This window comes from Klebsiella sp. K47 (genome assembly GCF_051858335.1).
GTDB lineage: Bacteria > Pseudomonadota > Gammaproteobacteria > Enterobacterales > Enterobacteriaceae > Klebsiella > Klebsiella pneumoniae.
In genome coordinates, this window is the sequence record NZ_JBPYUI010000040.1 from 9,070 (window position 1) to 33,310 (window position 24,241).

Here is a 24,241-nt window from a genome sequence, read left to right on the forward strand (position 1 = left end):
CACTATCCTCTCAGGAATATCAGGATCTGCCAGACGGTGCTGAGACGACGCTTACTGTTGTTGAAGGAGGACGTAGTTTTCCTTCGCGCCAGTACTGACGCCACTTGAACAGCAAATTATCGTTGACCCCATGCTCACGAGCGAGTTGCGCTACGGAGATCTCTGGTCGATGCGAGAGTTCAACCATTTTGATTTTGAACTCAACGGGATAATTAGGGCTTTTTTTACGCACTGCGGTTAATGATTTCATGGATAGCGTCCACCATATTTGGTGTCCACTATCCTCTCAGGAATATCAGGATCTGCCAGACGGTGCTGAGACGACGCTTACAGTTATCTGGCGTTACGTGACAGTGTTGGTCAGATACTTCCACCTCTTCAGAGTTAAAGTTTGATATATGGGAAAAAAACGCTCCCGGACGGGAGCGTAAGCCAGTGACTTCGGCGTCAAATGAGGGTCTGACAAGTGGAGCTGCGGGTTAATTCTGGGTGATCTGGCTGCGATGCTTTTCAGCCTGCTGCTGATGAATAACGGAAGATAGACCATTATTCGCCTTCTCATGCACAACAGCGGCTTTCTCATGCTCGTTCATTTCGGAAAATGGCTTAGCAGTTTCTTGGGTGTTCTCAGGTTTGGATTTCATCATTTTTTTATGCATTTCAGCCATGTCCTGATGGGCAGCAGAATTGCCGTTTTGCATCATTTCATGGGACATTGCGGCCTGATCGTGACCGCTCATATCCATCATTTTCATGCTCTCCCCCTGAACTGCACTTTTTTCAGCGGATGATTGCATCTGATGGGCAGGCGCCTGGGCATTATTTACCTGGTCATGCATGTTCATTGTCTCTGCAGCCCAGGCAGATGAAGCGACAGCCATCATGGCAATAAAGGATACAAGGATCTTTTTCATGGTTGGGTCTCCGGTGTTTTCATACCCGAACAATCAATGCTTATAACAGAGAAAGCATTTGATCTCAGGGCTGGTTGATCATCACGCCAGGAACCGGGCGATTGAATTATCACGCTGTCCTGATTTATGGCTGATTATAAAAAACCGCCTCTGTTTATCGCGTGACTGAACGATGACATTTTTGTCACCTTCCGGGTTTCTCCTGAATAACGGTATTAATCCATTAACAGACGCACACTGAACACAATTTCCCGCCCCTGCTGTTCTGCTGACAGCTCGCCGCCGTGAGCATGAATGATCGATCTTGTAATTGATAATCCCAGCCCCGCGCCTTCCGTGTTGTAGAACCTTGATGAGTCTGCGCGATAGAACCGGTCAAACAAACGTTCCAGATTAGCGGGAACCTGGCCGGACATCGTATTCGTAATCATCACGTTCACACAGTCACTGTCACGCTCAATGTGTATCGCTGTACAGGTGTTATCGGGAGAATACTTGATTGCATTGGAAAGCAGGTTACTGAAAGCACGTCGGAGCATATCGCTGTCTCCGGCAACAACGCCCTCTCCTTCAACCGTGATTGTCTTTCCTGTTTCGTCTGCCAGGGGCTCGAACAACTCACGTAATTCATTCAGTTCGGCTGCCAGATCCACATCATGTTTATCCAGCCGCAGCAGACCATGCTCTGAACGTGCCAGAAAAAGCATGTCACTGGTCATTCGTGACAACCTTTTCAGTTCTTCCAGGTTAGCGAATAAAATTTCGCGGTAATGCGAAACATCCCTTTCCTTAGCCAGTGCAAACTGCGTCTGCATCATCAGATTACTGACTGGTGTGCGCAGCTCATGCGCGATGTCAGACGAGAAATCTGACAGTTTCCGGAATGCCCCCTCCAGGCGATCAAACATATTATTGAACTCCTGCATGGTCTCAGAGATTTCCGGCGGAGCCAGATCGGGATTTAGACGCTGATCCAGGCTGTGTACAGTCATGGAGGAAGCCAGACTGGTCATTTCCCGTAACGGTTTCAGACCAATACGTGTGGTCAGCCAGCCCAGAAAAACAGAAATAAAGACCAGACCGATATTGAACCAGAACAGCCAGGTACTGAGTTTGTCCATAAACAGGGTGTGATACCCAGTATCCGTGGCAACCGTAATGATGACATGTTTGCTTTTACCCTGTTCCGGCGTCACGGCAACCCGCCGCGAGATACTGCGGTACACGGTGTTATTTTCTTCCGTCTGGATCATATAGTCGAGAATATCACCCGACTTATTAAGCAGGACCGCTGGAACAACAGAATTTTTGGCATAGAGTTCAACAATTTTTTCATTTTCCATGTTTTTTATAGAAATGAATAAACCATTGTGCCCTACCATCGCATCGTTTATTTTTTCTGATAATGACTTAATATCCGTTTTGTTCCGGAACGTCTCTGTTTTAAGAAACTCTTCGGTGAGCTGAAGTTTACCTGTCAGAAAATCGCGGTCCTGATTATCGAAATAGCCATTCAGGGTGCTAATCAGGATAAAACTTGATAACCACCATACCGTAAGCATCACCGCAGAAAAAATCAGGCTCAGGCGTGTGGTCAGGGAAATTTTGAACCTCACTCTTCTCTGATCTCCAGGACATATCCGGCACCGCGAACGGTATGGATCAGTTTTGGCTCAAAGTCATCATCAATTTTACTTCTCAGACGTCTCACGGCGACATCAATCACATTCGTATCACTGTCAAAATTCATGTTCCAGACCAGGGACGAGATAAGACTCCTGGGTAACACTTCTCCGGTGCGTTGCAGCAGCAACTCAAGCAGAACGTATTCTTTACCGGTGAGATGGATCTTCTTCCCCGAACGGATCACGGTCCGGCGCACCATATCAACGGTCATATCGGCGATGGTGCAGACTGTTGCGGCCTGCGAGCGTGCCCGGCGCAGTAGGGTTCTTACACGTGCAACCAGCTCCGTAAAATCAAAGGGCTTAATCAGGTAGTCATCTGCGCCAAGCTCCAGTCCTTTCACTTTGTCCCGCACGTTGTCCTTTGCGGTTAAAAACAGGACCGGTTCTTCGTGCCCGGACTCCCTCAGTGCGCTGATGATTTGCCACCCGTCGAGGAAAGGCAGCATCACGTCCAGTATTATCAAATCATACTGTCCCTTCGACGCGGCCCCGAGACCATCGCGGCCATTATTAAAGAGATCGGCCTGATAGCCTTCCTCAACCAGTCCCTGCTGCAGGTAACGACCTGTTTTTTGTTCGTCTTCAACGATTAAAATACGCTGCATGGTCAACTCGCTGATATGAAAGTAAAAATCTCACGCATGAGCTTTGGCTGTCCCCTAGCTGATCTGAGACGGAGCAAGCATTCCAAGCCACGCTACGGCGCCCAGAATGATAATCGCAACAACGAATTCTGTCAGGATGCTGTTTCGCATCAGGGCAACGCTGCGATCATAATTCCCTTCCCTGACCATAACTTCAAGCCGGGGACCCAGGTGAAACCGGTTTGCTGCAGCCAGAAGAAGCATCAGAACAAACAGAGCCGTCTTGGCAAGCAATATCCTCCCCCAGGAACTGTTGAATAAGGGAGTTAAGTTACCCTCAGCAATATACAGATAGTTGACCAGCGCACTCAGGATCAGGGCTACAACAATCACCGTTCCTGCCGTGGCAAATTTTGCCAGGGAGTCAGATATCACAATGACGCTCTGTGCATTATGCTCGTTTCTGCGCATCAGCAGGATAGCAAATGCAACCAGAGCACCTGTCCAGGCACCTGCAGCGCCGAGATGGGTCAGATCGCTCAGTAAATGGAGATAGTAATGCAGACCGTCATGCATAACGGCGTGTCCTCCCCAGGCAAGTGTAGCCAGCGCCACGCCCCCACTCATCGTCATCAGCAGGCAGGACAATACTCTCTTATTAGTGTAAAGGAACAAAGCACCGAGTGTGGTAAACAGGGCACAGAGCCTGACAATCCAGCTAATACCCACATCAGTTTCTTCTATCACCATCTCGATAACATGGATGGATAATTCTCTGAGGTCAGTTACTCCACTCATGGCATTAGATACCAGGAGCATATTAATGCCAGTAAGAATGATGCCTGTAACAACAGCAAAGGTTATAAACGACCTGAAATTAGTCAGGTTATAGGTTTCATGTCTGACACCGCTTATTCCATATATCTGAAAAAATGGCAATCCAAATATTACCATCAAATCCAGATAAAGAAGAAAACGAATAACAATCATAATCAGGTCGTTCATAATATTACTTCACTGTAAAGGTGTAATTACCGGTAATAGGGTGCGTATCTGAAGAAACCGCGCGCCAGTCAACACGATAAGTGCCAGCGGGTAAAGGCTCTCGCGGAATAATGACCATCGATTTAGGGTCAGCGCCTGGCGCCACTTTTGCCGCGACCGGCATCGGAGAATGTGATGACATGCCTTTCATACCCGTCATCGTTAATTTTGCACCTGAGAATTTCACGGTCAGATTTTCCGAGAAATTAAGCTGAATCTTTTCCGGGGCCGCTACGGCTGAATCAGCCTGTGGCACAGAGCTTTTTAATTCCGGATGGGCCATAGCAGAGAAAGCAACGCCCATAACGAGGCCACCTGTAAGAATGGCTTTATTTAAAATCGACATTTTATTTACCTGTTTAGTTGAGTGTTTTATATCAGTGCGTTAAAACCAGATTCTGGCTCCCGCCAGGAATACTACCTGATGGTCTTTCTCACCTTCTCTTTTCGCCATATCGGATGTTTTCCCGTAAAGTTGATTCCAGGAAACGCCTATATAGGGTGCAAACTCACGGCGTATTTCATAGCGCAGCCGGAGCCCCAGCTCTGTGTCAGTCAGTCCCCTGCCGCGACCCCGCGATTCATCATCCTGACTGTAGAAATTCACCTCATAGGATGGCTGGAGTATGAGCCGGTTAGTCAGTAAAACGTCGTATTCTCCTCCCAGACGAAGGGCTGCTTTTCCGCCATTACTGACAAAACCCGTAATTTCAGACTCAAAATTATAGAGTGCCAGCCCCTGAAAACCGACAGCAGCCCAGGTCCGGGCAGAAGCAGGTCTGAAATCCTGCCTGACACCCGCAACCAAATCCCACCATGGGCCAACCGCATGTCCCCAGAGTAACTGCGCTTCAGCCGCCTCCGTTTCCCCATTGCTTCGTTCACCTTCACTCTTTAGCCAAATCCGATCTGTGTCGCCTCCAATCCAGCTGTTAACACTCCAGCTGAAATTGTTGGTGTTATCCGACCGTTGCCATTCCAGTTGATCCAGCAGAACCAGATAATTAATCGCACTGTCGTGAATCGCATGCCCCTGTAAATTGCCGAATGCAGCCTTCCGGTCGGCATCGGTAACAGGCGGAATTGGCGTTCTGCTCTCAGTTACAATGGGCTCCATTGACGTCATCTCAGTGAAATTCTCATCTGCTGGCATCTGCATGGCAGACATGTCGTGCCCGGCGTGGGGATCTGCAGAGACGGAGCCCGCCGCAATAGAAAGCTGTGAGGTAAACAAACCGGCGACCAGAACAGGTATGGCCTTCAAATTTCTCTTCATTCGCATCATTCCTCCACCCGGACTTCACGAAACATTCCCATTTCCATGTGATAGAGCAAATGGCAGTGATACGCCCAGCGGCCAAGCGCATCTGCTGTCACTCTGTAACTGCGTTTTGTACCAGGGGGAACATCTATTGTGTGTTTACGAACCATGAAATTACCGTTTTCATCTTCCAGATCGCTCCACATACCATGCAGGTGAATGGGGTGAGTCATCATGGTATCGTTGATCAGCGTGATCCTGAGCCGCTCACCGTATTTCAGCAGCACCGGTGCGGCATCTGAAAACTTGATTCCGTTAAATGACCAGGCAAACTTTTCCATGTGGCCGGTTAAATGCAGTTCTATGGTACGGCCAGGTTCACGTCCGTCAGGATCCTCAAAGCGGCTTTTCAAATCCGCGTACGTGAGAACCTTTCTTCCGTTATTTCGAAGACCAATACCCGGATCATTTAATTTCGGAGAGACGCTCATCGCCTGCATATCAACCAGTGGGTTATCCGTTTCTGACGCAGGATGACTTTGCATACCCGGCATTCCGGCCATCCGGGAATGATCCATACCGGCCATGCTGCTGTGATCCATGGGCGCGGAGGATGTCCCGCTATCCGGAAGGTCAGCACCGTCCATAGACATCATCTCTCCGCTGTTATCCATGCCTCCCATCTGGCTGTGGTCCATTCCTGCCATATCATGTCCCATTCCCCCCATACCCATATCTTCCATGGTCAACAGAGGACGGGGATCGAGGGGGGGAACGGCAGCACTTAACCCCTCTCTCGTGGCCAGTGTCCCTCGAGCGTAACCGGTCCTGTCCATGGATTGTGCGAAGATGGTATAGGCCTCACCCTGAGGCTCCACAATGACATCATAGGTTTCGGCAACGGCAATCCTGAATTCGTCAACGGTAACCGGGTTTACATACTGGCCATCTGCAGCCACGACCGTCATTTTCAGCCCGGGGATACGGATATCGAAATAGGTCATTGCCGAGCCGTTGATAAACCGTAAGCGTATCTTTTCACCGGGACGGAACAGTCCGGTCCAGTTTTTCAGCGGGGCCTGCCCGTTCATGAGATAGGTGTAGGTGTAGCCACTGACATCCGCGAGGTCAGTCGGATTCATTTTCATTTCAGCCCACATTTTCCGATCGGCAATGGTGGCTGACAGCCCCCTGGTATTCACGTCGCGGAAAAAAGAGCCAACGGTTGGTTTATTGAAATTGTAGTAATCCGACTGTTTTTTTAATTTTTTCAGCAGGCTGTGAGGATTTTCATCGGTCCAGTCAGACAACATGACCACATGCTCACGATCGTAAGCAAACGGTTCTGGCTCCCTGGCATCGATGATAATGGCACCGTATACCCCCTCCTGTTCCTGCAGACCGGAATGGCTGTGGTACCAGTAAGTCCCGTTCTGCTTAACCTTAAAGGTGTAAACGTAGGTATCATCAGGCTCTATGCCCATAAAACTCAGCCCCGGAACACCATCCATATTGGCCGGAAGAATAATGCCGTGCCAGTGAATGGACGTCTGTTCATTAAGACGGTTTTTGACCTTCAGGGTAATGGTGTCACCTTCTTTCCAGCGAAGAACGGGCCCCGGCAGGCCTCCATTGATTGTTTTGGCCTGACGCTCACTGCCCGTGATATTGACGGCCGTTTCACCAATGGTCAGGTCAAACTGAGTACCCTGCAGGGACGCGGCAACTGGCAGGCTCAGACTGGAACGCGCATTGAAACTCCATACGCCAAGACTTCCGGCTACGCCAGAGAGGGTTAACCCCTTCAGGAAAGTTCGTCGAGACGTTTTCAACAGCATGCGCATTCCCTTATTTAAAGTATGGTTACTGACAGAATTCGAGAACCGATTTAAATTAAATTACTGGTTCATCCACTTACAATGAAATGAATCTAGCACACCTTAAGAAACAAATTCATTACAATCGTGTAATGTACGTGGCTGTATTACATTTACGTCATCTTCCCCACAGGTTGATTTTTTTATATATGATCATAAGGACATCTTTTATGTACCTCAGAAGGTAATTACACATGAATATATTAATCACGACCACTGCGTTTACAGCTTTATTTTGTGGGGCAGCTTTTGCTCAGTCCAGTGATATTGCCCATGAAGCACATCGATTTGTTAATAATGCCTCAGCCGTCAGTCATGTGAACTCCTCGACGCATGAAAACTTACCGGACAGGGTTAATAAAAACAACACGCCCTCATTCTCTGAAATGAATGAACATGAAAGGGCCATTGTTGCTCATTCATTTATGAACAACAGCGCGTCCTATGCGCATCAGAAAATGATTGAGGAACATAAAAAAATGCTGTCCGGCAGTGATGCAAATTCAAAGACCTCGTCTTCTTCTTTTAACGAACTGAATGCCGGAGAAAAAGCCGCTCTCGTGCATGAGCAGGTCAATAATGCCGGTGCGGAAGCACATCAGACGCAGGCAAGAAAGCTTCGCGGGCTGTATTCGACCAGGTAACTGCAGGCGGGTTAGTGCTTAGCGTCAGGTGCGCAGCAGGGCTTTACTGACGGGTTACGTAGCAGGACATGAGCCCCATATTGCTCTGCCGTAACCTGTTTCAGTCCCGTTAATCATCACCGTCGGGCTGGTCATACAGTTCCCAGAGCTTCAGGAGCAAACGGGAAACAAGATATGTTACAAAAATGACGACCATCAACGGTGCTCCCGATTAACTGACAGATGACACGCCTCCTGAAAACCCCTAGCATACGCCGCAGTGTTCATGCTAACGGCGAATTCCAGTAAATGTATTCTACCGATGTCGTAAAAGAAAATGCCTACCTTTCAGCCACCCGCTCGGGGCTGGAATCGAACGAGATCGCTACTCTTCAGCGCTCCTTGCCTTCCCGGTTTAATCTGCGGCATTTGAAAAAAAATGAATCATTAAAACTCGTACTGCAAAAGAAAGCGGGAAAATCACGTGTCGTGGCCTATAAATTTACGTCCGGTTCATTTAATTACACGGCGTATCGTATATCAGATAAAAAGTTCTATAACCTTTCCGATACTTCCGGGAAAGGCAGTCTCGATTATCCGTTACCGGCCACAGCAAGACTCAGTTCGCCTTTCAATCCTGCAAGACTTAACCCGGTATCGGGAAAAGTGAGTCCCCATAATGGCATTGATTATTCCATGCCCATGAACACGAAAATAGTCAGCGTCATCGACGGAAAAATCACCCGGGCCGAATACAACAGCACCATGGGATATTTTGTTGAAGTAACAGGAAAAGCCGGTGTTAAAACTCGCTATCTCCACCTCAATAAAATACTCGTTACTAAAGGGGCCAGGGTTACCCGGGGAGGCGCTATTGCGTTATCCGGTAACAGCGGACGTTCATCCGGTCCTCATCTGCATTACGAGCTGGTCATCAATAACAATCCTGTTAACTCACTGGCGTTCCGGGCAGCGGCACCCGCTGATAACAAACTTGAACAGCATGCCTTTGCGCATGCCAGAGACTACGAACGATACCTGGACTGATAACGGGGCCGCGACGCGGCCCCGTCTGCCGGATTAATTTTTTTTATCGTTTTCACTTCCTTGATGTTGATGATCTCCATGCCCTCCGTGGCCGTGGAAAAGATGCATTAGCGGGCAGACCAGCAATAACAGATATGGCCAGTAACCTGCCACATGTGACCAGTGTTCGCGCAGGAGGGCAAATGCCGCGATCGCGGCGACAGCAATAAGCGCATAGGTGGTACTTTTCATACTGGACTCCTTCTGTTCGTAACAGCCCCTTCACTCAGTGTTATTTCCCGAGCCTGACACTTTTCAGACGCAACGCATTCACAATGACGCTGACGGAGGAAAGAGCCATGGCCGCCGCCGCAATAACTGGCGACAGCAGTATTCCATACACAGGATAAAGCAGGCCTGCAGCCACAGGCACGCCAAGTGCGTTGTAGATAAATGCAAAAAACAGATTCTGTCGGATATTTTTCATGGTGATTTCTGACAGATGACGGGCCCTGTTCAGTATCATCAAGTCGCCTTTGAGAAGGGTGACTCCGGCACTTTCAATTGCCACATCTGTACCCGTTCCCATGGCTATTCCCACGTCAGCCGCTGCCAGCGCCGGGGCATCATTCACACCGTCTCCGGCCATCGCAACCACATGGCCAGACGCTTTCAGTCGGGTTATCACTGCTTTTTTGCCATCCGGCAGAATCCCGGCTTCAACCTCATCTATTCCCAGTTTCCGTGCGACTGCTTCAGCAGTAAGCTGGTTATCCCCGGTGAGCATAACAATGCGGATCCCCGCCTGACGCAAAGCTTTAAGCGCATCCGGCGTGGTTGCTTTCACGGGATCCGAGATAGCTATCAGGCCTGCAAGGTTCCCGTCTGTGGCCACATAGATAACGGTAGCGCCTTCCATCCGCAACGTATCCGCAACGGCCTTTTGATTATCAATAACGATACTGTTTTCCTGCATAGCCAGTTCATTACCAATAACAACCCGTTGACCTTCGACATCGCCTGAGACACCTTTCCCCGACGGGGCATTGAAATTACTGACGGCAGGTATCACGATCCCCTTTTCATGCGCGGCTCTGACAACAGCCATACCCAACGGATGCTGCGAACCTTTTTCCACTGCAGCTGTTACACGTAAAAGAGATATTTCCCCACCCGGACTGAGACTGATAATCCCTGTCACCGTAGGCGAACCTTCCGTGAGCGTGCCTGTTTTGTCGACAACCAGCGTGTCCACTTTTTCAAGACGCTCAAGGGCTTCGGCATTCTTGATTAACACCCCGGCCTGGGCGCCTTTGCCCACCCCCACCATTATCGACATCGGCGTGGCCAGTCCCAGCGCGCAGGGACAGGCAATAATCAGGACCGACACAGCCGCAATGAGACCGTGCGCCATCCTGGGCTCGGGCCCCCAGACAGACCAGATCAAGAAAGCAACAACCGCGATAAGTATCACCAGAGGAACAAACCAGCCTGAAACGCTGTCTGCCATTCTCTGGATGGGGGCACGCGAACGCTGTGCATCAGCGACCATCTGAACAATTCGTGAGAGCATCGTTTCATCACCGACTTTCTCTGCACGGATGATAAGACTACCTGTCTGATTAATCGTCCCCCCAATGACAGGGTCACCCTTCGTTTTGGTAACCGGCATAGACTCCCCGGTCACCATCGATTCATCAACGGTTGTTTTGCCTTCGATCACGATACCGTCGACCGGAATACTCTCTCCAGGTCTGATGCGGAGCTTATCGCCAGGCAGGACATCTTCCGCATTAATATCCGTTTCATGACCGTCATGATCCAGCCGTCTGGCGGTTTTGGGGGCAAGGTTCAGAAGCGCAGTAATGGCGCCTGAGGTTTGTTCCCGTGCCCGCAGCTCAAGAACCTGTCCCAGCAGAACAAGCACCGTAATAACTGCTGCGGCTTCAAAATAAACGGCCACCAGGCCATCCATGTTTCTGAACGATGCAGGAAACCAGGAGGGGAAGACGGTTGCAATGACGCTGTAAACCCAGGCTACGCCGGTCCCCATTGCAACAAGGGTAAACATATTCAGGGAGCGGTTACGTAACGACATTCCGGCCCGGGCGAAGAATGGCCAGCCACACCACAACACGACAGGGGAGGCCAGAAGCAACTGCAGCCATGTGTTGTACTGTGGCGGTACTGTATTCCTCAAGTCGGGAAACAGATGAGATCCCATTTCGAGTACCAGAACCGGAAACGCCAGCAACAACCCCAGCCAGAAGCGTCTTGTCATGTCGTGAAGTTCATCACTCGGCCCCGTGGATGCCGTAGCTACGAGCGGCTCCAGTGCCATTCCACAGACAGGACAGCTTCCGGGACCACTGCGGCGTATCTCCGGGTGCATCGGACATGTCCACACACCTTCAGAATTCTCTTTTTCCGCCTGGTTGTGAGGCTGTTTTATCTGATCAGGGCTGACTTCGTGATGATCGTGGTGATGGTGATGGGAATGTTCACTGGCATCTTCGGTAAGATAACGATCGGGATGGGCTTTAAATTTACTCTCACAGCTGGCGGAGCAGAAATAAAGTTGGTGGTCCTGGTATCGAATGCTGCTGTGCGCCCTGTCGGGCAGGATGGCCATCCCGCACACGGGATCTCTCACCTTATGCAATACGTGGCCCTCGTCCGGGGATAATGTCTGCTCAGAAGCAGTCTGGTTGTTGTGTTGCACTGCATTGTCATTTTTCACAGTAACTCTCCTTATGCATACCGAAGCATCTTCTGTCTTCAGGGTATGTCATGGATGCGATTACCACGAATATCGCCGGCACAGGAGTGCCTGCTACCGGCGTCCCGTTATCAGCCGTTCCGCTGACTATTCGATTCGCTGGAAGACTTTTTTACTTCCATCCGGTGAGAATGCGATAACATCGTAAGCCTCTTTTCGGGCTCCCATCTCCATTCCAGGACTTCCTGCTGGCATACCGGGGGTGGCGAGACCGTATATAACCGAACCAGACTGCATTGCCTTATGTATCGTTGTCGCAGGCACATGGCCTTCAATGATCAAATTACCGGCAACCGCGGTATGACAACTTCGTAGTCCTGCAGGAATAGCATGCTTTTCTTTCAGGGCTGACAGCGCCTGATCATTCATGACGTGAGTTCGTACTTCAAACCCGTCTTTTTCCATCGCTTTGCCCCACAGGGAACAACAGCCACAGTTTTCAGATTTGTACATATCAATGACTTTTTCACTCGCCATCGCGGGTAGTGAAAGGCCGAGAGCCAGCGCCATTAGAACCACTTTTTTCATACTCACCTCTGTATATTATCGATATAAACCCTGACTTCAGGGTGAATCAGTAAAGAAGGACACCCACAGGGGGTGCCCTTTCAGGTTCAGGACACGCTTTTTTTATGTCTGCGCAGCCAGATTAATTTGTAGGCGGCAGGAATAATGAACAGGGACAGCAGCGGAGCCGTGATCATCCCACCAATCATGGGTGCCGCGATACGGCTCATGACTTCTGAACCTGCACCGGTTCCCCAGAGTATTGGCAGCAGACCCGCAATGATCACCGCCACGGTCATGGCTTTCGGCCGGACACGCAGTACGGCACCATGATAGAGGGCTTCATCAAGGCCTTCCGGTGTGAACGTCTCTTTACGGGACAATTCCGGGTGCGCTTCAATGGCATGACGCAGATACATCAGCATGACCACGCCAAACTCTGCTGCCACCCCGGCCAGGGCGATAAACCCGGTTCCGGTCGCCACTGACATATGGAAGCCCTGCCAGTACAGGAACCATATCCCGCCAACCAGGGCAAACGGCAGGCTCATCAGAATAAGTAAGGCCTCATCAGCCCGGCGGAATGCCAGATATAACAGGATGAAGATGATCATCACCGTCATCGGTACCATCAGTTTTAATTTCTTATTGGCGTGCTCGAGTAATTCAAACTGTCCTGAGAATGCCACACTGGTCCCCGGTCTCAGTTTCACTTTCTCACTGATGGCCGTCTTAATATCGTTCACCACCGACACCATGTCCCTGCCGCGGGCATCAACATAAATCCAGCTGGCTGGCCGGGCATTTTCGGTTTTCAGCATGGTTGGTCCGGAAACGACCTTAATATCGGCAACATCGCCCAGCGTAATTTGCTGCTTCATTGGGGTCAGGATTGGCATCTCTCTCAACGCCTGCGGACTGTTACGGTAATCCTGCGGATAGCGAATGTTAATAGGGTACCGGGCCACGCCTTCAACCGTCTCACCCACCATAGCCCCACCGATTGCTGAAGAGACGAACAGCTGGACGTCGCCCACAGTCATCCCGTACCGGGAAGCTTTCTCCCGGTTGATATCGATATCGATGTAGCGCCCGCCCTCAAGTCGCTCAGCCAGGACAGACACCACGCCAGGCACGGTTTTGGCTACCGCCTCGATACTCTGCGCCGTCGCGTCGATATCGGACAGAACAGTCCCGGACACTTTGATACCTATCGGGCTTTTGATCCCGGTTGAGAGCATATCAATACGGTTACGGATAGGCGGCACCCAGAGGTTTGCCAGACCCGGTAAACGGACTGTCCTGTCGAGTTCATCAATAATCTTGTCAATTGTCATGCCGGGACGCCACTGATCCTCAGGTTTGAGCTGGATCGTGGTTTCCACCATTTCGAGCGGCGCGGAATCCGTTGCGGTCTCTGCTTTACCGGTCTTGCCAAATACAGAAGCCACTTCAGGAACGCTTTTGATTAACTTGTCTGTTGTCTGCAGGAGCGCTGCAGCTTCTGCCGGAGAGACGCCAGGCAAGGTCGACGGCATATACAGCAGATCGCCCTCGTTAATCTTCGGCAGAAATTCACCGCCCACCTGACTCAGTGGCCAGATAACCGTGAAAATGGACAAGGCCGCAACCAGCAGGGTTGTTTTTGGCCAGTGGAGGACCCGCAGCAGCAAAGGATGATACGCTTTGATCAGCACCCGGTTCAGGGGGTTACTTGTCTCGGCAGGAATTTTCCCCCGGATCCAGAATCCCATCAGAATAGGAATGACGATGATGGCCAGTGCGGCCGCTCCCGCCATGGAGTACGTTTTCGTGAATGCCAGCGGGCCAAACAGACGACCTTCCTGCCCTTCCAGGGTAAAGATAGGAATAAAGGACAGGGTGATGATCAGCAGGCTAATGAACAACGCGGGTCCCACTTCCACGGAGGCGTCGGTAATCACCTTCCAGCGGGTGGCGTTGTCAATCTGCTCACCCGGATGCTGATGATCCCACTCCTCAAGCCGTTTGTGCGCATTTTCAATCATCACAATGGCGGCATCCACCATCGCACCGACGGCAATCGCTATCCCTCCCAGCGACATGATATTGGCGTTCAGTCCCTGGAAGTGCATGACGATAAAGGCGATACACAGGCCAAGTGGCAGAGAAATAATCGCCACCAGGGCAGAACGGACATGCCAGAGGAACAGTGCGCAAACGACAGCAACAACGATAAACTCTTCAAGAAGCTTGTAACTGAGGTTATCAATCGCCCGGTCGATTAACTGGCTGCGATCGTAGGTGGTCACGATTTCAACGCCTTCCGGCAGGCTGGCCTTCAGCGTCTCCAGTTTATCCCTCACTGCCGTGATAACGTCGCGCGCATTTTTACCCGACCGCAGGATCACCACGCCGCCAGCGACTTCTCCCTGGCCGTTCAGCTCGGCAATACCACGCCTCATTTCGGGCCCGGTCTGCACGCGGGCAACATCCCGCAGATAAACCGGCACGCCGTTCTCACCTGTTTTCAGGACGATGTTATTAAAATCATCAATGCTCTGAAGATAACCGCTGGCACGGACCATATACTCCGCTTCGGCCATTTCAACGGATGAGCCACCGGCCTCCTGGTTAGACGATTCAAGTGCCTGTTTCACTTCGGGCAGGCTGATACCGTACTGGGACAGTTTTACCGGATTGACCTGAATCTGGTACTGTTTCACCACGCCGCCAACCGAAGCGACCTCAGCCACGTTCGGGATGGTTTTCAGCTCAAATTTCAGGAACCAGTCCTGCAGAGAGCGCAGTTCTGAAAGGTCGTGTTTTCCGTTGCGATCGACAAGGGCATATTCAAAAATCCAGCCCACACCCGTGGCATCAGGACCGATTTCAGAGCTCACACCGGCAGGCAGTTTTCCCTGAACCTGATTCAGATATTCCAGCACGCGGGAACGGGCCCAGTACAGATCGGTGCCGTCTTCAAAAATGACATACACATACGAATCCCCGAACTGTGAAAAACCACGCACGGTTTTTGCGCCAGGTACGGACAGCATGGTGGTGGTAAGTGGATAGGTGACCTGGTTTTCTACAATCTGCGGGGCCTGGCCGGGATAGCTGGTTTTGATAATGACCTGCACATCTGACAGGTCAGGCAAGGCATCGACCGGCGTGTTAATAATCGTCCATGTACCCCAGATGCTGAGAAACAGTGCGCCCATCATGACCAGGAAACGGTTGGCGACAGAGCGCCGGATAATCCATTCAATCATCGTCGTCTCCTCAGTGCCCTGAATGCATATTTACAGGCTGGTCAGACATTGCTGGCATACTGCTTTCTGTTTTTTCAGGGTGGCGCATACGTTCCAGCGCGCCCGTAATATTGGCTTCGGAGTCAATGAGGAACAGGCCACTGACCACCACGGTATCGCCTTCATTCAGGCCGGAACCGATGCCGGACTGTTGCTGTGATTCATGCAGAACGTGGATCTGTTTCGGCACAAACTTGCCTTCATCATCAACAGTAATCACGCGCTGTTCTTTGCCGGTATCGATAACGGCCTGGCTTGGTATCAGCAGCATCTCCTGGCTCTTGGTATTCAGTTTCAGATAGGCATTCATGCCCGGCTTGAGAAACTCATCCTTATTAGAAACCTGGAGACGGACCTGAAGCGTACGGGTTGTCTGATCCACGCTGGGAAGAATGTTCCATTTTTCGACATGGAATGTTTTATCCGGATAAGCCGGTACCGAAATTTCAAACTGCGACGTATCTTTCAGCAGATATGCGATAGATTCTGGCACTGCAGCGCTGATCCAGACCGGGTCCATCCCCTGAATCTGAGCCACTACTTTATCTTTCGAAATATTCATTCCGGTGCGCAGGTCAAACGCAGTAATGACACCATCAATAGGTGCTTTAATGGTAAAACGGGTCTGGATTGTGCGGGTTGAACGCAGCCTTTGAATATCCTCTTCCGGCATACCAGCCAGACGAAGTCGCTCCAGAACCCCTTTTATCTGGGTTGACGTACCGCCTGTACCGGATAACAGCAGGAACTCACTTTGTGCCTCAACCCATTCAGGAATGGTGATATCGATAAGCGGAGTGCCTTTCTTCACATGATCGCCAATCGTCAGGGGATACACTTTTTCGACGAAACCGTCAGAGCGCGCCTGCACAATGACAAACTGATACTCGTTGTAACTGACATTAGCCGGGATTGTCTGAGAATAATTCAGCATTCCTCGCGTGACTTTTTGCGTTTTTAATCCCAGATTCTGAACCTGCGTTGGATCGATACGGATCCCGCCACTGCTTTTATCGCCGCTTTCATCAGCATATTTTGGCACCAGGTCCATATCCATAAAGGGAGATTTTCCGGGTTTATCAAATTTGGTATCCGGTTTCATCGGGTCATACCAGAAAAGTACCTTTCGCTCCGGTGCCTTTTGTTCGGTTTGTACTGTTTTTTGTGATGAGTTTACATACTGCCAGGCAGTAACCGATATCAGCCCCCCTGCTATGAGGCTGCTGATAATTATTGCAGCATATTTTATCTTTAAAGAAGCCATACAATTTCTCGCTGAAAAATCAAAACACCTGGCATATGCGCCCGATCATTCATTCACAGTAATCCCTTAATGAATGTTCAGGCGCACTGGATGTATTCGCTCCGGACTGATAATCAGGATTGCGTAACGTTAATGCTTTTGAGTAAGGAGATATTGCCCTGCTGAATAAACGAGAAATCGACATGGTTGCCGGTTTTCAGGGCATTGATAGCGTCGTCTGCATTAACAAAAGTGAAGCGCATGGTCATTGCAGGCCAGCCCACCGCAGGGATTGCTTCGTGCGAAATGGTAATCTTTTTACTATTCATATCAATGTCTTTAACGACACCGGTGCCCTTGATAACCTGCTGTACCGAAGCATCACTGGCAGCATTCATATCGCCATGCTGATGTGTTTCAGCATGAAGACCGGCAGAAAACATGACAGAGAAGGCACCAAATAAAACGGCTTTAAGTGAATTACGCATTTTTAATTTCCTGATTAATTAAATAAATTTACTCTACCCAACCGCCACCCAGCGCGGTAAACAGATTAATTTCGTTAACCTGTCGGGAATAGGTAAGATCGAGAATGGTTTGCTGCGTAGCGAAGAGGGAACGTTCTGCATCCAGCACTTCGATGTAACTGACAGCACCACTTGCATATAATCCTCTGGCACGCTGGAGAGTTATCTGAAGTGAATCAAGATAACGCTGCTGTGACTCAAGTTGCTGGCTAAGGCTGTCGCGCAGCGCAAGCGTGTCGGAAACATCCTTAAAGGCTGACTGAATTTTTTGTTCGTAATTAACCACCGATTGTTGCTGGCGAATTTCAGCCAGCTTCAGATTGGCTTTATTCCTGCCAGCATTAAAAATAGGAATTTCAATTTTAGGGATAAAATTCCACATTCCACTTCCTGACGTAAACAGGCTTGACAGCTCCGTACTGCTTGCGGAAAGACCACTGGTCAGGGTAATGGAGGGGAAAAAGGCCGCTCGCGCTGCGCCAATATTGGCATCAGCCGCTTTCAGCTGATATTCCGCTTCCATAATATCCGGTCGCTGCAGCAAAATTTGTGAAGATAGATTTGGTGGCAATTTTACTGGTGCGATCTCCCCGCCTTTCATCCCTTTTTCTGACGGAAGTGCGCGGTACGTTCCCAGCACCAGTTGCAGGGCATTGTTTGCCTGAGCCAGATCGCCTTCTCGTTTGGCTATTTCGGCGCGGGTACTTTCGATTTGTCCTCTCGCCTGTTCAAGTGCCAGAACGTTCGTACTCCCGGTCACGAGCTGTTGCTCAACGAAAGCATAGGACTGTTCATAATTTTTCAGCGTTTCCCGCGCAATACGGAGTTGTTCGTACGCCAGTTGCTGGCTGAAATAGCTCTGTGAAACGTTGGAGACCAGCAGGATGTGTACGGCCCGACGGGCTTCTTCGCTGGCAAAGTAGTTCTGGCGGTCAGCATCACTCATGTTCTTAAGTTTGCCGAAAAAATCGAGCTCATAGCTGAGCTCCAGTCTCGCGTCGTACTCCTGTGTGGTCGGCTTGTCACCTTTCAGACCACCGCTGTATGTTATCCCGGATGAGGCATTCAGCTGGGGATAACGATCTGCATCCGTGACGTTGAACTGGGCTCGGGCCTCTTCAACCTTCAGGGCAGCCATTCTCAAATCACGGTTATTAGTCAGAGCTTCACCGATCAACCGGGTAACCTGGGGATCGACAAAAAAGTTACGCCAGCCCGTATCCTGATAGCCATTTACCGCTGGCGTCAGGCTGTTATGGGACAGTGAAAACTGCTGGGGTACCGGTGCTGCGGGCCGCTGATATTCAGGCGCAAGCGACACGCAGCCTGCCAGGATGAATATCGTGCTAATGCTGAGTAATTTTAATTTGAACATAACGCTTCTCGTCCAGGCAGACCTGGTAAATGGTTCAAATGAAGTCCAGAGTATTGATAGGGGTACTTTACCTAACGCTCTCTGTTTGCCGGGTGACAGGATAATGACAATGTTGTCATTTTTGCTGTAATCCGTTGATAACGATCGTGGGCGCAATAGAATGACATTAGCAGCCAGCCGGGGAGCAAGATGAAAATATTGATCGTCGAAGACGAAATTAAAACAGGTGAATATCTCAGCAAAGGGCTTACAGAGGCAGGGTTCGTAGTGGATCACGCTGATAATGGTCTTACCGGATATCATCTCGCCATGACAGCCGAGTATGATTTAGTCATTCTGGATATCATGCTACCTGATGTGAACGGCTGGGATATCATCCGCATGCTGCGCACTGCCGGAAAGGGTATGCCGGTCTTACTGCTGACAGCCCTCGGCACGATCGAACATAGGGTCAAAGGACTGGAACTGGGTGCGGACGATTATCTGGTTAAACCCTTTGCGTTTGCCGAACTGCTCGCCCGGGTGAGAACCCTTCTGAGGCGGGGAAACACGATGATCACGGAAAGCCAGTTTAAGGTGGCTGACCTCTCGATTGATCTCGTATCCAGAAAAGTCAGTCGCGCCGGAAACCGCATTGTGCTCACCAGTAAAGAGTTCAGCCTGCTGGAATTCTTCATTCGCCATCAGGGAGAGGTTCTTCCCCGCTCCCTGATTGCCTCTCAGGTCTGGGACATGAATTTTGACAGCGACACTAATGCGATCGATGTCGCAGTAAAGCGACTCCGCGCTAAAATAGACAACGATTACGGGACAAAGCTGATCCAGACAGTCCGGGGCGTGGGCTACATGCTGGAGGTCCCGGATGCATAGCAAACCTTCCAGACGCCCTTTCTCACTCGCTCTGCGGCTGACCTTTTTTATCAGCCTGTCCACGATACTGGCTTTTATCGCCTTCACCTGGTTTATGCTGCATTCTGTTGAAAATCATTTTGCCGAGCAGGATGTCAGCGATCTTCAACAAATCAGCACCACACTGAACCGTATACTGCAGTCCCCGGTGGATCCGGATGATAAAAAAATAAGCAAAATAAAGGAATCAATTGCCAGCTACCGCAACGTTGCCCTTTTGCTCCTCAATCCCAGGGGTGAAGTGCTCTTTAGCTCAGCTCAGGGGGCGGCACTACGCCCGGCAGTGAATTCAGCAGATTTTAGCGAGCACAGCCGCGCACGGGATGTCTTTCTCTGGACGGTGGAGGATCCTGCGGGACCGATGGATACCGGGTCCGAAATGAAGATGGAAACATACAGGATTATCGCCTCCTCTGGTCAGGCGATATTTCAGGGCAAACAGCAGAACTATGTCATGCTGACTGGCCTATCCATTAATTTCCATCTCCATTACCTCGATGCGCTGAAAAAGAACCTGATTGCGATTGCCGTCGTGATAAGCCTGTTGATTGTTCTGATCATTCGAATCGCTGTCCGTCAGGGGCACCTGCCCCTTCGTAATGTCAGCAATGCCATTAAAAACATCACCTCCGAGAATCTTGATGCGCGACTGGAACCGACACGCGTTCCCATTGAGCTGGAGCAACTGGTTATCTCGTTCAATCATATGATTGGAAAAATTGAGGATGTCTTTACCCGCCAGGCCAATTTCTCTGCCGATATCGCGCATGAGATCAGAACGCCCATCACCAATCTGGTGACGCAGACTGAAATCGCACTGAGTCAGGATCGAACACAGAGGGAACTTGAGGATGTCCTCTATTCCAGTCTTGAAGAGTATAACCGGATGACCAAAATGGTCAGCGATATGCTGTTCCTGGCACAGGCAGATAATAATCAGCTGATACCTGACAGGGTCATGTTTGACCTCAGAGCGGAAGTCATGAAAGTCTTCGAGTTTTTCGAAGCCTGGGCCGAAGAACGCAATATCACGCTCAAATTTAACGGGATGCCCTGCCTGGTTGAGGGAGATCCACAAATGTTCAGAAGGGCGATCAATAATCTGTTATCCAATGCCCTGCGTTATACCCCGGAGGGACAGGCAATCACCGTCTCAATAAGAGAGCAGGAGAGCTTTTTTGACCTTGTGATTGAAAATCCGGGGAAACCGATCCCTGAAGAACATTTATCAAGGCTGTTTGACCGTTTTTATCGGGTGGATCCATCCAGACAACGAAAAGGAGAAGGCAGCGGCATCGGCCTTGCGATTGTGAAGTCAATCGTGGAAGCACATCACGGAAGAGTGCAGGTGGAATCAGACGTACGCTCCACGCGTTTTATCTTATCCGTGCCCAGACTGGAGAAAATGATCCCGGAAACCCAATGCTGAAAATAAAGATGTAAATGACAAAGATGTCATTAGCCTGTCATGCAGCAAACAGAAGCCATTCAATATAATTAGTGCAACTTATCAGGAAGGCTGGATTGCTTCATCAATACCCGGCGTCAGAGTACGCCAGGAAATGAATATCCAGCCCTCTTCCGGAGAAATAAACGCTGCCGAACTTGTTTCAGTTATGGAACTGAAAACACCGGTTGTACTTCCCCGGACATCACTAATTCAGAAATGGAGAGTTATCATGAAAAATATCGTATTAGCATCTTTGCTGGGCTTTGGTTTAATTTCATCGGCCTGGGCCACTGAAACCGTGAATATCCATGATCGCGTCAACAATGCACAGGCTCCTGCTCACCAGATGCAGTCTGCTGCGGCTCCTGTCGGGATCCAGGGGACTGCTCCTCGTATGACCGGTATGGACCAGCATGAACAGGCCATTATTGCTCATGAGACCATGACGAACGGCTCGGCGGATGCGCACCAGAAAATGGTGGAAAGTCATCAGAAGATGATGGGAAATAACACGGTATCCACGACCGTCCCGTCAACGTCTTACGCGGCGATGAATGAGCATGAAAGAGCAGCGGTTGCCCATGAATTCATGAATAACGGGCAATCCGGCCCACATCAGGCCATGGCCGAAGCGCACCGCCGCATGATCAATGCAGGCTGAATGCGACGGTAGTATCCGTGCTGTTACCTTTTCCCTGATAGATTTTCCTGAAACAACGTTGCTACATTTTTGCCCCCCGTCAGGGGGCTTTTTTGTCTGACTCAGCTACACTTAACCGGTACCTGTCTGAAAGGAATTATTATATGAAAATCAAAAACACCCTTTTTGTAATATTAATGTTATCCCTGCCAGCCATTTCTGCTGAACATTCGGAAATGAAAATGTCAGATATGCACTCATCGGCATCATCACAGGAATATATGGCTGGCATGAAAAATATGCATGAAAAAATGATGGCCGCCGTTAATGAATCCAATCCCGATAAGGCCTTTGCAAAAGGTATGATCGCACACCATGAAGGGGCAATCGCAATGGCTGAGACCGAGCTCAAATACGGAAAAGATCCCGAAATGAGAAAGCTTGCGCAGGACATCATTAAAGCTCAAAAAGGTGAAATTGAGCAGATGAATAAATGGCTTGACAGTCATAAATAATGAACATTGGAGTGTTGTCTTGCGCACCCTCTTAGGGTACCCCCGGACACGAAAATATATAGCACTTAACTAATTAAAAACCCGAACAATTTCGGGTTTTTAATGTAACTTTCTTTTCTGAACGGAAATAATAGTCATACAATTTAATTTTCTTGTAATTACCCCTACTTTTAATCAGGTACTGGACGATGGATAACGACTCCCGCCTGAGAGGGAAAATCCGTCTGGTTACCTGGCGCTATACTTAACCGATTGATCGACATGCCATGCTGGTAAAATATTAAAACCCTCCCCCATAAATCTGAACCACATGACAGGATTGATAGTCAGGCAGTATTTCACATTCATTGCTAAAAAAATAAAAATAAGCATGCATCTTCTCGAAGATTAATTACCTTCCATCTTGTAAAAAAGAATCAAATCCTCTAATAATATCTCGATTCCCGCTTTTTTTAATACATCTTTCCGCTCGGCATATATTTTCCTCAACATATCTTCAAACCCCTTGCCAAGATGAATTTGTTTATGGCAGTTGCAACATAGTGATATGATATTCTCTTCCACATCCAGTGAATTCTCAAAATAGTCTTGCTTTGACATCGGGACAATGTGATGAGGTTCTGTGTAATTTAGAGGAGAGTTTCGCCTTCTGAACGTTGGATGGTCGCAATTAATTTCACATTTATAATCAGCTTTGTTAAGCGCATTTTTTGAAACAGATTTACTTCTTGGGTATGAGAGTCCATTTTTGACTTCTATTGCAGCTTTCTTAGGTTTCGCTTTTTCGCTATACTCAAATGTCTGAGTAACGTCAAAGTGATTACTTTCTTCTAGAGCAGTGATCAAATCATTATCTGAGTAAAAATCAATGCTTGAGCTTTCGTTCGTACTAAAAAAATCTAGTTCTTTTATTGCCTGAACAAGTTCTTCACGGATAGTCCATAAATTTCGCTTTGGGTTTCCTTTAATTTCTCTACTTTTCATGACTGTAATGAATTTTGTCCCGGAAGCAATCTTTCCGACTCCTTTAACCTCGAATCGGCCAAGCTGCTTCTGAACTCTTCCACCCAACCCATTGATTACACCATTAGCACTCATACTGTGCAGGTCGTACTTCTTGCCGATATCGAAACATGTACAGGAATGGTCTGGCTCAATGAACCATTTTTTTAACGCTGCAATACTTTTGTCATCAAAAACTTTTTTATCCCTTAATAAAATCTTCCATTCTTCAACGCTAATATCTATATCACAGACGTATTCACCATCAATTACTTCACATATTTTTTCAATCATGTCCATAACTCTCTTGTAACACAGGATTTGTAATAATGTAAAATCCGTTACACGGCGTTGTATGTAAAGTCATTGTCTCTTGGACTCCTACAGTCCAAAACAACTTTGTGTTTTGTTGTCCAAAAACTTTTTGTTGCCGTGAGTTCTCACTGAGATAAATCTCGCCTTGAGCGTATCACATCAGCAGACTTCCTCTCAACCTTATGGACTTAACCCGGTCATTCTTCACGACAAAGAAAGTACGGCATTTTACATGACGAAGAGACGGTCTCAGCTTCACATGACCGGATAACGTTTTTAATGTACTTCATTATTACGGCACGGGTGCTCAACGAGTATTTTTAAATATTAATCATTTTGTTTAACGGGTGGATACCTACAAATTTTAACATTTACTAATCAAGATAGCAGTTATACGTACTTTCCCGGCAAAAATCCTGAGGTTTACAGATTCCCTCACCGTAACAGACCCGGTCATTCCCCTGGTCCTCCGGAGAGTCTGGTACGAGTGATAAACGTGAATTCCTGTACCTGAAGTTCAGCCGCTGGCAGATAAGTCGTGAACTATAATTACACTCAGTCAGATCCAAACACCTTTTCATCTGCATATATACTTTGTACATACCAGGAGATTACGGCTTTGTTGAATAAATCAGATTTCGGGTAAGTCTCCCCCGTAGCGGGTTGTGT

General features: G+C 49.0%; 22 protein-coding genes. 6 read left to right on the forward strand and 16 right to left on the reverse strand.

Features of this window, described 5'->3' with window-relative positions; genetic code table 11:
- Window positions 1–19: 19 nt before the first annotated feature.
- The 8 genes from RRF55_RS25095 to pcoA form a co-directional block, all read right to left on the reverse strand.
- Window positions 20–250: a transposase gene (locus RRF55_RS25095; protein ID WP_071838905.1), complete on the reverse strand. Its 231-nt coding sequence runs from the start codon at window positions 248–250 to the stop codon at window positions 20–22.
- 229 nt (window positions 251–479) lie between these two features.
- Window positions 480–914 (reverse strand): hypothetical protein, encoded by a 435-nt coding sequence (locus RRF55_RS25100; RefSeq protein ID WP_016151366.1) that lies wholly within the window; start codon window positions 912–914, stop codon window positions 480–482.
- A gap of 215 nt (window positions 915–1,129) precedes the next feature.
- Window positions 1,130–2,530, reverse strand: coding sequence for a copper resistance membrane spanning protein PcoS (gene pcoS, locus RRF55_RS25105; protein WP_004152084.1), 1,401 nt, complete (start codon window positions 2,528–2,530; stop codon window positions 1,130–1,132).
- Window positions 2,527–3,207: a copper response regulator transcription factor PcoR gene (gene pcoR / locus RRF55_RS25110; RefSeq protein ID WP_001188930.1), complete on the reverse strand. Its 681-nt coding sequence runs from the start codon at window positions 3,205–3,207 to the stop codon at window positions 2,527–2,529. The genes pcoS and pcoR overlap by 4 nt, the downstream gene beginning before the upstream one ends.
- Window positions 3,208–3,261: 54 nt before the next feature.
- Window positions 3,262–4,140 (reverse strand): copper resistance inner membrane protein PcoD, encoded by an 879-nt coding sequence (gene pcoD / locus RRF55_RS25115; protein ID WP_080821469.1) that lies wholly within the window; start codon window positions 4,138–4,140, stop codon window positions 3,262–3,264.
- Window positions 4,141–4,195: 55 nt separating this feature from the next.
- Window positions 4,196–4,576 (reverse strand): copper resistance system metallochaperone PcoC, encoded by a 381-nt coding sequence (gene pcoC / locus RRF55_RS25120; protein WP_000025662.1) that lies wholly within the window; start codon window positions 4,574–4,576, stop codon window positions 4,196–4,198.
- Between the two features lie 39 nt (window positions 4,577–4,615).
- The gene (gene pcoB / locus RRF55_RS25125) at window positions 4,616–5,506 is read right to left on the reverse strand and encodes a copper resistance outer membrane transporter PcoB (RefSeq protein ID WP_001378118.1); all 891 of its coding nucleotides are present in this window, start codon (window positions 5,504–5,506) and stop codon (window positions 4,616–4,618) included.
- Between the two features lie 5 nt (window positions 5,507–5,511).
- Window positions 5,512–7,329, reverse strand: a complete 1,818-nt coding sequence (gene pcoA / locus RRF55_RS25130; protein ID WP_000925242.1) for a multicopper oxidase PcoA — start codon at window positions 7,327–7,329, stop codon at window positions 5,512–5,514.
- Window positions 7,330–7,562: 233 nt separating this feature from the next.
- Between pcoA and RRF55_RS25135 the strand changes: the two genes are divergently transcribed.
- Both RRF55_RS25135 and RRF55_RS25140 read left to right on the forward strand, forming a co-directional pair.
- Window positions 7,563–8,012, forward strand: a complete 450-nt coding sequence (locus RRF55_RS25135; protein WP_001023257.1) for a copper resistance protein — start codon at window positions 7,563–7,565, stop codon at window positions 8,010–8,012.
- 288 nt (window positions 8,013–8,300) lie between these two features.
- Window positions 8,301–9,038: a peptidoglycan DD-metalloendopeptidase family protein gene (locus tag RRF55_RS25140; RefSeq protein WP_000287501.1), complete on the forward strand. Its 738-nt coding sequence runs from the start codon at window positions 8,301–8,303 to the stop codon at window positions 9,036–9,038.
- Window positions 9,039–9,071: 33 nt separating this feature from the next.
- Here RRF55_RS25140 and RRF55_RS25145 read toward each other — a convergent pair whose 3' ends face one another.
- From RRF55_RS25145 to silC, 7 genes are all read right to left on the reverse strand, one after another.
- On the reverse strand, window positions 9,072–9,269 hold the full coding sequence (locus RRF55_RS25145; RefSeq protein WP_000843497.1) for a DUF2933 domain-containing protein: 198 nt from the start codon (window positions 9,267–9,269) through the stop codon (window positions 9,072–9,074).
- Between the two features lie 40 nt (window positions 9,270–9,309).
- Window positions 9,310–11,757 carry an Ag(+)-translocating P-type ATPase SilP gene (gene silP / locus RRF55_RS25150; RefSeq protein ID WP_004187133.1) on the reverse strand — a complete coding sequence of 816 codons (2,448 nt, stop codon included), beginning with the start codon at window positions 11,755–11,757 and terminating at the stop codon, window positions 9,310–9,312.
- Window positions 11,758–11,883: 126 nt separating this feature from the next.
- Window positions 11,884–12,324: a DUF411 domain-containing protein gene (locus tag RRF55_RS25155; RefSeq protein ID WP_064152780.1), complete on the reverse strand. Its 441-nt coding sequence runs from the start codon at window positions 12,322–12,324 to the stop codon at window positions 11,884–11,886.
- Window positions 12,325–12,410: 86 nt separating this feature from the next.
- The gene (silA, locus tag RRF55_RS25160) at window positions 12,411–15,557 is read right to left on the reverse strand and encodes a Cu(+)/Ag(+) efflux RND transporter permease subunit SilA (protein ID WP_004098958.1); all 3,147 of its coding nucleotides are present in this window, start codon (window positions 15,555–15,557) and stop codon (window positions 12,411–12,413) included.
- Window positions 15,558–15,567: 10 nt separating this feature from the next.
- On the reverse strand, window positions 15,568–16,860 hold the full coding sequence (gene silB / locus RRF55_RS25165) for a Cu(+)/Ag(+) efflux RND transporter periplasmic adaptor subunit SilB (RefSeq protein ID WP_004098959.1): 1,293 nt from the start codon (window positions 16,858–16,860) through the stop codon (window positions 15,568–15,570).
- A gap of 113 nt (window positions 16,861–16,973) precedes the next feature.
- Window positions 16,974–17,327, reverse strand: a complete 354-nt coding sequence (gene cusF, locus RRF55_RS25170; protein ID WP_001246153.1) for a cation efflux system protein CusF — start codon at window positions 17,325–17,327, stop codon at window positions 16,974–16,976.
- Between the two features lie 28 nt (window positions 17,328–17,355).
- Complete coding sequence (silC, locus tag RRF55_RS25175) at window positions 17,356–18,741, reverse strand: Cu(+)/Ag(+) efflux RND transporter outer membrane channel SilC (RefSeq protein ID WP_000475503.1); 1,386 nt, start codon at window positions 18,739–18,741, stop codon at window positions 17,356–17,358.
- Window positions 18,742–18,930: 189 nt separating this feature from the next.
- Between silC and silR the strand changes: the two genes are divergently transcribed.
- The 4 genes from silR to copM all read left to right on the forward strand — a co-directional run bounded on the left by silR (window position 18,931) and on the right by copM (window position 22,255).
- The gene (gene silR / locus RRF55_RS25180) at window positions 18,931–19,611 is read left to right on the forward strand and encodes a copper/silver response regulator transcription factor SilR (RefSeq protein ID WP_000697969.1); all 681 of its coding nucleotides are present in this window, start codon (window positions 18,931–18,933) and stop codon (window positions 19,609–19,611) included.
- Window positions 19,604–21,079, forward strand: a complete 1,476-nt coding sequence (gene silS / locus RRF55_RS25185) for a copper/silver sensor histidine kinase SilS (RefSeq protein WP_000555737.1) — start codon at window positions 19,604–19,606, stop codon at window positions 21,077–21,079. Before silR ends, silS begins: the two co-directional genes overlap by 8 nt.
- Before the next feature lie 250 nt (window positions 21,080–21,329).
- Window positions 21,330–21,761 (forward strand): silver-binding protein SilE, encoded by a 432-nt coding sequence (gene silE, locus RRF55_RS25190; RefSeq protein WP_000790483.1) that lies wholly within the window; start codon window positions 21,330–21,332, stop codon window positions 21,759–21,761.
- Between the two features lie 143 nt (window positions 21,762–21,904).
- Window positions 21,905–22,255 carry a CopM family metallochaperone gene (gene copM, locus RRF55_RS25195; protein ID WP_000694953.1) on the forward strand — a complete coding sequence of 117 codons (351 nt, stop codon included), beginning with the start codon at window positions 21,905–21,907 and terminating at the stop codon, window positions 22,253–22,255.
- A gap of 387 nt (window positions 22,256–22,642) precedes the next feature.
- Here the strand turns inward: copM and RRF55_RS25200 are convergent, their stop codons facing one another.
- Window positions 22,643–23,551 carry an HNH endonuclease gene (locus RRF55_RS25200; protein WP_001372261.1) on the reverse strand — a complete coding sequence of 303 codons (909 nt, stop codon included), beginning with the start codon at window positions 23,549–23,551 and terminating at the stop codon, window positions 22,643–22,645.
- Window positions 23,552–24,241 lie beyond the last annotated feature (690 nt).